This window comes from Pseudobutyrivibrio ruminis CF1b, from assembly GCF_000424005.1.
In the GTDB taxonomy this organism is placed as follows: Bacteria; Bacillota; Clostridia; order Lachnospirales; family Lachnospiraceae; genus Pseudobutyrivibrio; species Pseudobutyrivibrio ruminis_C.
The window spans coordinates 60,080-72,307 of the sequence record NZ_AUJB01000001.1; the positions used below are offsets into that span (position 1 = coordinate 60,080).

General features: G+C 39.8%; 12 protein-coding genes. 1 reads left to right on the forward strand and 11 read right to left on the reverse strand.

What is annotated here, in order from left to right; genetic code table 11:
- Together G592_RS0100280 and ispE are read right to left on the reverse strand one after the other, a co-directional pair.
- Positions 1-675, reverse strand: coding sequence for a GntR family transcriptional regulator (locus tag G592_RS0100280; protein WP_028246050.1), 675 nt, complete (start codon positions 673-675; stop codon positions 1-3).
- A 36-nt stretch (positions 676-711) separates the two neighbouring features.
- Positions 712-1,584, reverse strand: a complete 873-nt coding sequence (gene ispE, locus G592_RS0100285) for a 4-(cytidine 5'-diphospho)-2-C-methyl-D-erythritol kinase (protein WP_028246051.1) — start codon at positions 1,582-1,584, stop codon at positions 712-714.
- A 229-nt stretch (positions 1,585-1,813) separates the two neighbouring features.
- On the opposite strand from ispE, the gene G592_RS0100290 reads away from it, so the two are divergent.
- Complete coding sequence (locus tag G592_RS0100290) at positions 1,814-2,488, forward strand: hypothetical protein (protein WP_028246052.1); 675 nt, start codon at positions 1,814-1,816, stop codon at positions 2,486-2,488.
- Positions 2,489-2,531: 43 nt separating this feature from the next.
- Here the strand turns inward: G592_RS0100290 and G592_RS0100295 are convergent, their stop codons facing one another.
- The 9 genes from G592_RS0100295 to G592_RS0100335 form a co-directional block, all read right to left on the reverse strand.
- Complete coding sequence (locus G592_RS0100295) at positions 2,532-2,768, reverse strand: acyl carrier protein (protein ID WP_036951302.1); 237 nt, start codon at positions 2,766-2,768, stop codon at positions 2,532-2,534.
- A gap of 35 nt (positions 2,769-2,803) precedes the next feature.
- Entirely contained in the window at positions 2,804-3,883 is a 1,080-nt protein-coding gene (locus G592_RS0100300; protein ID WP_028246054.1) for an acyltransferase family protein, read from the reverse strand.
- 160 nt (positions 3,884-4,043) lie between these two features.
- A complete protein-coding gene (locus G592_RS0100305; protein ID WP_028246055.1) occupies positions 4,044-5,141 on the reverse strand; it encodes an HD-GYP domain-containing protein in 1,098 nt (365 codons plus the stop codon).
- A gap of 24 nt (positions 5,142-5,165) precedes the next feature.
- Positions 5,166-6,110 carry an ABC transporter permease gene (locus tag G592_RS0100310; protein ID WP_028246056.1) on the reverse strand — a complete coding sequence of 315 codons (945 nt, stop codon included), beginning with the start codon at positions 6,108-6,110 and terminating at the stop codon, positions 5,166-5,168.
- Positions 6,111-6,113: 3 nt separating this feature from the next.
- Complete coding sequence (locus G592_RS0100315) at positions 6,114-7,259, reverse strand: ABC transporter permease (protein WP_028246057.1); 1,146 nt, start codon at positions 7,257-7,259, stop codon at positions 6,114-6,116.
- Complete coding sequence (locus G592_RS0100320) at positions 7,259-8,797, reverse strand: ABC transporter ATP-binding protein (protein WP_028246058.1); 1,539 nt, start codon at positions 8,795-8,797, stop codon at positions 7,259-7,261. The genes G592_RS0100315 and G592_RS0100320 overlap by 1 nt, the downstream gene beginning before the upstream one ends.
- A gap of 269 nt (positions 8,798-9,066) precedes the next feature.
- Entirely contained in the window at positions 9,067-10,245 is a 1,179-nt protein-coding gene (locus tag G592_RS0100325; RefSeq protein ID WP_028246059.1) for a BMP family lipoprotein, read from the reverse strand.
- A 98-nt stretch (positions 10,246-10,343) separates the two neighbouring features.
- Entirely contained in the window at positions 10,344-10,796 is a 453-nt protein-coding gene (locus tag G592_RS0100330) for a cytidine deaminase (RefSeq protein WP_028246060.1), read from the reverse strand.
- Position 10,797: 1 nt separating this feature from the next.
- Positions 10,798-12,195: a tetratricopeptide repeat protein gene (locus G592_RS0100335; protein ID WP_028246061.1), complete on the reverse strand. Its 1,398-nt coding sequence runs from the start codon at positions 12,193-12,195 to the stop codon at positions 10,798-10,800.
- Between the last annotated feature and the right edge of the window lie 33 nt (positions 12,196-12,228).

Consider the following 12,228-nt stretch of genomic DNA (forward strand, 5'->3'; position numbering starts at 1 on the left):
TTATTTCTGCTCTCTAATAACTTCTCTTACAGCGTTAATCTGGTTAGATAAGTGTGTATGCATTATATCCTTAAGGAAATCCACATCTCTTCTGTCAAAACCGTTGATAATCTGCTTGTGCTCCTCAATAAGCTGTGAATAAACTGAAGGATTCTTAACGTATTCGTAGCGATAACGATACATCTGCTCTCTTGCTGAGTTGATAATTGTCTCAAGCTTTGGATTGGCTGCTGCCGCATAAATAACATCGTGGAATGCTTCATCAGCCTCAACAATGTTACGAACATCATCCTTTCTTGTGGCAGCCTCAAATGCCTTCATTGCTTCCTTCAGCTCAACAAACTGTGCGTCTGTCATGCGCTCACAGGCACATACAACTGCAAGAGCATCAAGGGCATCTCTCACCTCAAGAACATCCTGAAGATCCTTTTCTGTCATCTTTGCAACCTGAGCACCTTTTCTAGGAATAGTAACTGCAAGTCCTTCCTGCTCAAGCATTCTAATTGCTTCTCTGATAGGAGTACGGCTAACCCCAAGCTTATTGGCAAGGTGCATCTCCATTAATCTCTCGCCTGGCTTAAGCTCCCCCTTTAAAATAGCCTCCCTCAATGTGTTGAATACCACATCTCGAAGTGGTAAATAGTCATCCATTTGTAATGTAAGATTTTCTGTCATTGCTTTTTAGTAACCTCCCTCAATAACAAGTCTCCCCTACCTGTTGTTAAACAGTGTTGTAAGATATAACTGCTTAACCATTCCTGATTCTGTAAGAGCCTCCTTTGCTGCCTTGGCAGTCTTGTTGTCCTCAAAGAATCCGAATACGGTAGGACCGCTTCCGCTCATCATGGAACCAATTGCACCATGGTCCATCATGTTTTGTTTTATATCAGAAATGATTGGGTGCATAGGTATTGTAACCTCCTCCAAAACATTTCCCATATGTGAACACAGAGCCTTAAGGTCCTGTGCTTCGATATCTGAAATAAGCTGATCAATATCAGGATGCTTTACTGTATCAAAAGTGGCATCCAGACTCTGATATACCTGCTTTGTTGAAACTGAGATGCCAGGCTTTGCTATAAGCACCGGGCACTTTATCATAGGAGGAAGCGGGCTAAGGATTTCTCCTATTCCCTCAGCCAGAGCTGTGCCTCGCATTATACAATAAGGTACATCTGCTCCAAGCTTAACACCTCTATCCATTAAATCCTGTTTTGAAAGTCCCAAATTAAAGAGACGGTTTACTGCAAATAAAACTGCTGCACCATCTGTAGAACCTCCCGCCATACCTGCTGCTACCGGGATGTGCTTTTCCAAAGAGATTTCCACACCCTCTTTAATTCCAAATTCATTTATCAACAGCTTGGCTGCCTTAATACATAAGTTATCATCATCTACCGGAAGAAACTTAAGATTAGTGGACATGGAAACTGTTCCATCCTTAACCTTCTTCACTGTAAGCTTATCGAAAAGATTCACTGTCTGCATAATCATGCGAACCTCGTGATATCCATCTTCTCGAATTCCTGTAACATCAAGTCCGATGTTGATTTTAGCTAATGCTTTTACATCAATACTATCCATCTATTAGAGCCTCCATGCAAAATTGTATTGCTATGTATTTTGCACTTGTTTGTTTTTTGTATTCAATACTATTAAATTTTAACAAAGGTACCACACATTTACAAGGATTTTGTATTAAAATAAATACAATCTATAGGTGAAAATTTATCATTAAGGTGCCGATAAAAAGAATAGGAAAAGGATTTCCATATGGTTCGTTATTTGGCCACGGTACAAGGAGGTTTTTATTATGGATGCTAATATTCTAAATAGCGTTACTTCTAATGTTTCCACAACATACACCAAGCCTGCAGAGGCTAAAGAATCTACAAAAGATACCCAGGAAGTTGCAAAAAATGAAGAGAAGGCTGGAAAGTTTTCTGAGGAAGCTGCTGTTTATGAGAAATCAAGTGATGATACTGCAGTTAAATCTGAAAAGTATTCAAAAGGCGACAGAACAGCACTTGTACAGCAATTGAAAGCTGATCAGGAAAAGATGATGAATAATCTTTTAGAGATAGTACAAAAGACTATCGCCGGTCAGGGAAGTACATTCGCTATTGCTTCACAGGATGATATGTGGAAATTCCTGGCAGAGGGTAAGTTTACTGCAGACCCTGATACAATTGCCAAGGCAAAAGAAGATATTTCTGAAGATGGCTATTGGGGTGTAGAGAAAACATCTGACAGAATCCTTGAATTTGCCAAAGCTCTTTCTGGTGACGATCCTGATAAGGCAGATGAACTATTATCAGCTTTCAAAAAAGGATACGAGCAGGCAACTGGCACATGGGGCAAAGATCTTCCAGATATTTCTTCTAAGACCTATGATGCAGTATTAAAGAAATTTGATGACTGGAAGAATTCAGGTAAAACTCAGAATACAACAGAAGCTGCAGAAAACGCAGCAAAGACTGAAGGATAAAATAAAAGACTGTGGTCTACAAAAGGCCACAGTCTTTTTTTGATTACGCAACTTTTTCCATAATAAGTTTTACAGAATCTTCGATTGTAGAAAGACCTAATAACTCTTTCTCTGTAAACTTGATAGAAAACTGCTTCTCAATCTTTGCAACAATTGCCATGATTTCAAGAGAAGCTAAATCAAGGTCATCAATTAATGAACTATCCATGCTAATTTCATCCTTTGGGATATCAGCAACATCCTCGATGATATCAGCAATCTTCTCAAAAATTTCTTCCATCTTATTTTCCTCCAAATCTATTTTATAATCTCTAATTACTTTGTAAGAGAATTTTTAATACGTACAAAAATAAATGTAATGAATAAATCTACTACCAAACGGGTTGTAAGTACAATTGCAAATCCAAGCCATGGAGAGCCTTGCCATGATGAAGCGAAAACTTGCTGTATTCTTGTACCTATAGCCATATATAAAATCGAATGAATACAAAGTAAATAAAGTGAATATCTTCCTATTTTTCTGATGTTTGAAGATATAACGCCATTAAGTGTATTCAGGTGCAGGAACCAATATATAAATAATAGTGCTGCAAGTCCGTTTACTACTATAGAAAAAGGTCCATATGTATATACATTATGAGCCATATAGAACTCACCTGCCATTGCCTTATGTGCAAGGATAACCGCAATTACCAAAACTATGCTTATATTTCTCTTGGCAACATTATCCTGGGATACAAAAAGCTTGTGCTTCTTTGCATAATACCCAAAACAAATATATAAAGGTGCAATGAATGATTGTGAAAGTGCACCTGGAAGAGGTCTGACGAAAGTCAATCCCCAGCCAACCAGTGAAACAACAAAAGCTGCCACAAGCAACTTCTGGCCTTCAAAATATCTAAGCAACTGGTTGGAAATAATATTTCCAAAGAACAATGCTACCAAAAACCAAACAGGACCACAGGCTGTAAAATAAAAACCAAGATATCCAGTACCAGGGGTAATTCCAAAAAGACTTCCTAAGAACAGACTGGCAGTTTCCTTAACCACACGGATGATATCTCCATACTCGATTGCCATTGAAACGAAAGCTACGATTGAAGTCACAACAACGGTAATAAGATATGGTACTATCAATATTTTAAATTGCTTCTTCACACATTTTGTAAATATTGTCTTTCTTAATCCATAACCACTGATTACGAACAAAGCAGGCATAGCCGCCTCTCCTAATACAGTAATGATTCCAATTATCAAATATGTAACTACATTTAAATTGGAATACATTCCATTAAAAACTGTAGAATGCCCTAAAAGCATCATAAGCAACATAATTCCCTTGATTAAATCAAACATTCCAAGGGTATTTTTTATTACTATTTTTTCCTTTTTCATTATATTTATTCCTTATATTTCAGCCTAATATTTATATTGTCAAATTCCAAAAATACACATTATAAACTGTTGCTGCATTATTATATATAAATTTCAAGAGGATAACTGCACAAAAATAGGCCAGTTCCTATAGGAACTGACCTACAAATTTTATAATTCACTATATACAAGCTCTGATGAATAAGTCTGTCCTTTCACGTAAGTCTACAAAAGAGCCATCATCTAACTTTACTAGAGGACTTGATAAAGCCTTGGTATTAATCATACTGATAATTCCACGGCTTCCATCTGAGAGAAGTACGCCGGTGCTGATGTATGATTCTGCAATATTCTCCAGGAATATCTGTAGAATTTGCTGATCATATTTTGTCTTATCCTCTCGTTGGAACTGAGCAATTACTTCAAATGGGCAAATACCAGCTCTGTAGCATCTGTCAGCAGTCATAGCGTCATAAACATCTGTTATTGCCACTATCTTAGAGAATGGACTGATAAATTCTTTCGTAAGACCATATGGATAACCAGTGCCATTATTTCTCTCGTGATGCTGAAGTGCTGCCAACTTTATTCGCCTGTCAAGCTCAGCGTCCATCAGAAGATTGTAGCCAAGTAATGGATGCTCTGCCATTCTTGCAAACTCTTCATCTGTAAGCTTATCTGTCTTGGTAAGTATGCTGTGAGGAACCAGTGATTTACCAATATCATGGTACAGACCACACATGGTAAGAACATCTAATTCTTTTTCATCTTTAATACCAATCCAACCGCCGCATACTCGGGATATGATTGCTACATTAACACAATGCTGGAATGTAGATGCATCAATCTCCTGAATATTAAGCATCATTGCCATTATTCCAAGACCCGTAGAGTGTTTTTCAAACACTGTGTGAATCTCTTGTATAATTTCGTCGTTATTAATCGGAACTTTGCGTTCAACAAAGTCTGTAATAATCGCTTCAAGCTTATCTGTACATCTGTTATAAGCCTGTTTAAACTCTTTAAATTCTTTGCTATTTAATATTCGCCATGACTGAGTCTCTCCAATAAATTCATCAGGAGCCTCATTGTCATATTTATCAATGGCCTCTTCTTCATCCTGAATGGCAACCTGCTGGATGCCGTAGTAAGAAGCATGCAAAAGCTGCTGAGCGGTAATTGAAGTACCTACCTCAGCAAGGACCTGTCCTCGCGGACTGACAAGTTCCTCCGCAAGGATCATTCCTGGTTTAATTTCGCTTACATTGATTACTCTCATAATAAACAGCCTTCCTCTAAGCTATTAACGAGCTCCCTTGTCGTATGGAATACCTTCTGCCTTAGGTGCTCTAGAGTTCTGTGATGTAAATGCAAGTACGATAAGTGAAACGATGTATGGGAACATATTGTATACAGTTCCTGAAATAGGAAGTGCATGAAGGAATCCGATTCCCATGTATACGTTTGAAAGTGAGCGGAACAATGCAAAGAGCACTGCTGACCAAGCGATACGCTCTGGCTTCCACTGACCGAAAATCATAACAGCAAGAGCAAGGAAACCTGCACCTGCTACACCGTAATCAAAATGCCATGTTGAGTTAGCTGCTGCAATGTAGATGATACCACCAAGTCCTCCAAGGAAACCTGACATGAGAACACCGATGTATCTCATTGCATAAACATTGATACCAACAGAATCAGCTGCTTGTGGATGCTCACCACATGCTCTGATTCTAAGTGCAAGCTTTGTCTTGTAGAAGAATACAATAGCAATTACAAGAAGAACAGCTGCAACTACGATAAACCAGCTAAGCTGGAGCTTTCCGATGTTGAACATGAAAGCATTGTGGCCTCTAACATAATCAAGCTTTGCAGAGAAATCTGTACCACCTGAACGTGCTGTGTTGAAGCCCTTGATGATAACTGTTGCTGATGCTGTAGCAAGCATGTTAAGAGCTGTACCGATAAGTGTCTGATCAGCCTTAAAGTTGATACAAGCAACTGCAATCAAAAGTGATGAAAGCATACCAGCAACTGCTGCTGCTAAAAGTGTAAGTGCGATAATTGTAAATCTTGATGCATCTGCTGGAAGAAGAACCATTACCATAGCTCCTGCCATTGCACCAAATACCATGATACCTTCAAGACCAAGATTGATGATACCACTTCGCTCTGAGAACATACCGCCCAAAGCTACAAGAATAAGTACTGCTGAAAAGATAAGTGTGTACTGAATTAATAATACCATCCTTTACACCTCCTTTTCTTCAGCATTTTTAGCTGTATTGTCTGGCTCGGCATTGGCGTTAACCTTTACCTTGCCTGGTCTGTTAAGTATTGTTCTGAAGAATAATACGAATCCGCAGAGGTAGATGATGATTGAAATCATAAGATCTGCAACTTGTGGATTGTAGTAGTTTGTGTTGAGGTACTGACCACCAAGTGTGATGTACTCAACGAAAAGTCCAGCAATAATTGCGCCGATTGGATGAAGACCACCAAGGAATGCAACAGCGATTCCGTTGAAGCCCATGCCTGGAACAGAAGATGCAATCTTAAAGTGCTCTACTCCTGTAAGGTAATATAAGCCTGCTGCCATACCTGCAATAGCACCTGAAATAACAAGTGTGAGAATGATGTTTCTCTTTGCATTCATACCTGCGTATTTAGCAGCTTCTTTATTGTGACCTGTAGCCTTAAGCTCATAACCAAATGTAGTCTTGTTTAAAACTACAAGGATGATAATGGCTACGATAACTGTAATTGGAATAGCAATAGTCATGTACTGGTTGCCACCAAAGAAATCCTGCATAAATCCTGGAAGAAGTCCTGCTGGATTTAAATCGCTGATTTCGTATGTCTCTGACTTACTCTGATTCATACATTTCTCGCCACCGAGAATGATGTTACAGATGTAAAGACCAATCCAGTTGAGCATGATACCTGCGATAACTTCGTTTACATTGAAGAACGCCTTAAAGCATCCTGCGATAAAGCCCCAAACAGCTCCTGCTACGATTGTTGCAAGGAGGCAAAGGCTCCAATGCCACCCAAGTGCAAGTGATGTATAAAGTGCGGCAATAATACCAACTGTATACTGACCTGCAACACCGATGTTGAAAAGACCAGCCTTGTATGCAAAGAGGATAGCCTCTGCACAAAGGATAACTGGTACTGACTTAACTAAAAATGAGCCCATATACTTCATAAGAGTATTTGTGCTTGCGATACGATACTTGAAGAAGTTGGTAAGGATAGCTGCCATACCTTCTCCAGCGTGCTCTGCATTCATGAAGCAGAGAATGATATAACCTAAAACGATACCTAAAACTGCACACAGAATTGAAGCAAGTAATGTCTGCACTGCTGGTCGTTTAATAAAGCTTGTTTTCTCCATTACTTAGCCTCCTTTCTGTCATCACGCTTAGCGCCTGACATGTATAATCCTAATTCCTGAAGTGTAGTAGTCTTTGGATCAACCTCACCTACTATCTCACCTTCATACATAACAAGAATTCTGTCAGAAAGGTTCATAACTTCGTCTAATTCAAGAGAAACAAGAAGAATAGCCTTACCATTGTCTCGCTCTTTTACAATTTCCTTATGAATATACTCGATAGCACCAACATCGAGACCACGTGTAGGCTGAACAGCGATAAGTAACTCGTGCTTTCTGTCCATCTCACGGGCAACGATAGCTTTCTGCTGGTTACCACCTGACATTGAACGAACGATTGTCTTTGCTCCCTGTCCTGAACGAACATCAAATGCAGATGCAAGTCTGTCTGAGTACTTTCTCATATCTGCCTTCTTGATAATACCGTTCTTTGAGAACTCAGGCTCAAAGTATCTCTGAAGAATCATATTCTCCTCGAGAGTGTAATCAAGAACAAGACCATGCTTATGTCTGTCCTCAGGGATGTGGCTCATACCGTGTGTATTCTTATAACGGATAGATTTCTTTGTAATGTCCTCACCGCAAAGTGTAATCTTACCGCTTGAAATGTCATCAAGACCTGTAAGAGCCCCAACGAACTCTGTCTGACCGTTGCCATCGATACCAGCGATACAAACGATTTCTCCTGCACGAACGTTGAATGATACGTTGTGTACAGAATCATTTGAGTGAAGCTTGCTCTTTACGCAAACATTCTCAACCTTAAGAACTTCGTCCTTAGGCTGTGCCTCTGTCTTATCAACAGCGAACTTAACGTTACGTCCTACCATCATAGAAGAAAGCTCTTCCTTTGTAGTGTTTGCAACGTCAACTGTGCCGATGTACTTACCCTTTCTAAGGATAGAGCATCTGTCTGCAACTTCCATAATCTCGTTAAGCTTGTGAGTGATGAAGAGGATTGACTTACCTTCTGCAGCAAGATCCTTCATAATCTTCATAAGCTCATCGATTTCCTGTGGTGTAAGAACAGCTGTAGGCTCATCGAAAATGAGAATATCATTATCTCTGTAAAGCATCTTAAGGATTTCTACACGCTGCTGCATACCAACAGTAATATCCTCGATTAAAGCATCTGGATCTACCTTGAGGTTGTACTTATTTGATAAGTCCATAACCTTCTTACGAGCCTCTGCCTTTGTGAGGAAGCCAAACTTACTAGGCTCAGAACCCAAAATAATATTGTCTAATACTGTGAAAATATCAACCAGCATGAAATGCTGATGTACCATACCAATACCAAGGTCGGTAGCGTCGTTAGGATTGTTAATCTTAACTTCCTTACCGTCTTTTTTGATAACTCCCTTTTCCGGTGTGTAAAGTCCAAATAATACACTCATAAGTGTGGACTTTCCAGCTCCGTTCTCACCGAGAAGCGCATGAATCTCGCCACGCTTTAATTGCAAAGTGATATCATCGTTTGCAATGATGCCTGGAAACTCTTTTGTAATATGCAACATCTCAATTACATAATCTTCCATCGAATACACCTTTCTAAATATAAAAAAAATTTGATGATGCCTTTCTCCCTAGAACTGCAAAACCATAGAAAACATCATTATACTTCCCTCATTGATAATAATGTTTTATATAGCTTTGAATAAATCATTATTCTAAAAATAAGGGAAGGCGATTAAACCTTCCCTTATATTATCCAAAACGGGAAAGCGCACATATTTTAAATTTGCTCCGCAAATGGATGTGCGCTGTGGCAAGTCATTTTGATTCCTTGAATCAAAATAACATGCATTTAGTGAATGTTATCGAACTCTGTAACCTTGATTGATGTCTTAGGCATAGCATCTGTAGAGTTGCTAACCTTAACTGTACCATCGTTCATTGAAGCAACGAGTGCCTTGTAATCATCAACAGTGAAGTTCTTCATTGTCCATGTGTCCATAGGAAGCTGAACATAGTTAAGTGAAGGATCATCTCCTGAAACGATACCAAGGTTCTCGATCTTTCCTGAGTACTTAGACCAGTTACCAGCGAAGAGATCTGTAAGTGTTGAATCAACAGTTGCAGCAAGACCCTTCATAGCTGATGTTATGCAAAGTCCTTCTACACCGTAAGCGTTCTCGATTGTACCAGACTGATCAACGTCAACACCGATAACCTTACCATCTACCTTTGTAGCAGCCTCGCAAGCTGATGTGTAGATACCACCACCACAAGCGAATACTACTTCTGTACCATTAGAGTACCATGTGTCCATCTGAGCTGTAACAGCATCATCACCGTAGAACTGACCACCATATACGTAGTTAACTTCTACTTCTGAAGCGTTGCCAAGCTCAACTGCTGCAGCATCAGCACCCTGAACAAAACCAAAACCATAACGGATAACAGCTGGAACAGCCATACCACCTAAGAAGCCGAGCTTCTTGTAGCCTTCCTTAACAGCTGCGTAGCCTGCCATGTAACCAGCAAGCTCTTCCTGATATGTGAATGAGCAAACATTTTCTGGAAGTGAATCCATACCAGCGCCTGAGAAGTCACCCTCACCACAGTCAAGAGCGATGATTGTAACGTTTGGATAATCAGCAGCAACCTGTGCGATCATACCAGCGAAAAGGTAACCTGGAACAACGATTACGTTGTAACCATCTGTAACAGCGTTCTCAAATGAAGCGACACGAGCATCATCTGAATCCTCTGTTGGCTTATAGTACTGGAAATCAACTCCGTTCTTCTCTGCAAATGCCTTTGAAGCCTCGTAAGTTGTCTGGTTGAATGACATATCTGTGATGTCACCAGAGTCTGTAATCATAGCGATCTTGTAATCGCTGCCTGCTGCATCTGCAGCCCCCTCTTCTGTTGTAGCAGTTGCATCTGAAGCTGAGTCGCTTGATGATGATGAACCACAACCAACAAACATAGTAGCTACCATTGAAGCTACAAGAAGTACGCTTAATAACTTCTTTTTCATTCTTAATTCCTCCTATTAATTACGTTTCCATTTAATAATTGAAAACACCTATCTAAAATTATAAATTATTTAGATTATTTTGCAAGGAATTTACTCTATTAGAGCACTAAATTTTCAGGTCCAAAGCCTAGTGGAAGCAGCTCAGATAGGCTCATTGTCTGAATTTTCACACTCGACTCACTAAGGGAAGGGATATTAGTAACATCATCCACCTCGGCGAGCAAAACTTTGAAATTTTCTGGATTTACAAACTCTCTCAACACCTGTCTACATACGCCACAAGGTGCGCAAAGTGGTAATGATTTTAGGTTATCCATTCCACCGACTATGGCAATTGCTGTAAAATCCTTCTTTCCTTCACTAACAGCTTTGAAAACAGCTGTACGTTCTGCACAGTTTGTAGGAGTATATCCTGCATTTTCTATGTTACAGCCCTTAACTACTGTTCCATCTGCGCAAAGGAGAGCGGCTCCAACCTTATGGTGTGAATATGGAGTATATGCCATCTCTCTGGCCTCTAAAGCCATCTTAATCAACTGAAAATCTGTCAAATTAGTCACCTACCTCTGTAGCACTGAGCTCTGTGTCGTCAGCAGCTATGTACACCTTTGCCTGACGTCCCCACTGATTGCTTGGGTAAAGCTCTACTACTTTGTTAAAACATTCTAAGGCCTTGGCTGAATCTCCTGTTAATCTGTAACAGTCTCCTAAAAGGAACATAGCCGCACCATTATTATATGTCTCATCAATTTCAACTACAGTCTGGAAGTTTACGATAGCACTCTCGTAATTTTCGTCGCTGTAGAATGTATTTCCATCGTCATAATATCCCTTGATGATAGTTGGAGCAAGCTGAGAGTAAAGACTGTCATAAGCTGCCTTGCCCGCATCCCCAAGTACCTCCTTTGAAACAAGCTGAATTGCTTCAGATGCTGCTGCATCATCTCCAGCTATATGAGCATTCTGTGCAGCAAGAAGGTTTTCATATGATGTAGGGATATCCTGTGTCTCATCATATGCTGAGAGACTTGACTTCAGGCCATCTATTTCATCCTGAAGTTCCTGATTCTGAGTTCTCGACTCAGAAAGAGCCTCATTTAAGGCTAATACTGTGTCTGTATTTCCCTCTGCCATATTGTCCTTTACAGTAGGAACAATCAGGAAGAAGCAAATGAGCAATCCACCTACAAGGCCAAGCACAATGTTGATAAGACTGGTACGTGTGGTATCCAGCATGCTTCTTAAGGCACGCTCATTCATAATGACGGTGTCATTTCCATCATTAAAAGTAAACACATCGTTCTTTCTCTTGCGCTTACCAGTGTTCTGCTCCTTTAAGAGCTCCTTAACCTCATGAATATAGCGGATAGTTGTAGTGTTATTACTATCGATTTTAGCTGCTGCTGAAAGTATCTTTCTGGCATCAGCGTATTTTTCATCCTGTATATACAAAAGAGCCAAAAGCTGATGAGCCTTTACCAGATTAGGATTCTGGCTGATAACCTTCTTCAGCTGAATCATAGCCAGGTCTCGGCTTCCGGCCTTACAATATTCAATTGCCTGATTATATTTTTTTATAGTGGAATTAAGCCTGCTTAAAAGTCCCGGGTCATTCTCAATTTCCGCAAGATATCTGTCAGCATTAGGATTATCCTCCTCCTGAAGATTCTTGGATAGAACCCATTCATTAATAGCTCTGACAGTATCTCCAACCTGGTAATAGCACAATCCGAGAAGATTTCTAGCTCTGGTATTGTACTTGTAGTATTGGAGAGATGACTTCAGTGCCTCAATGGCTCCTGATAAATCTCGAACCCTGGCTTTTTCCAAGCCTTGATTATAGAACACATAAGATGTGTATATGATTTGTTTATATAACAAAATATCGGCGCCGCAATTGTAACAGACTTTATCGTTACCAACTTCGGCACCACACATAAAACATTGCATTTATTATTCTCCGTAAATAAAAGCTACTTTTCT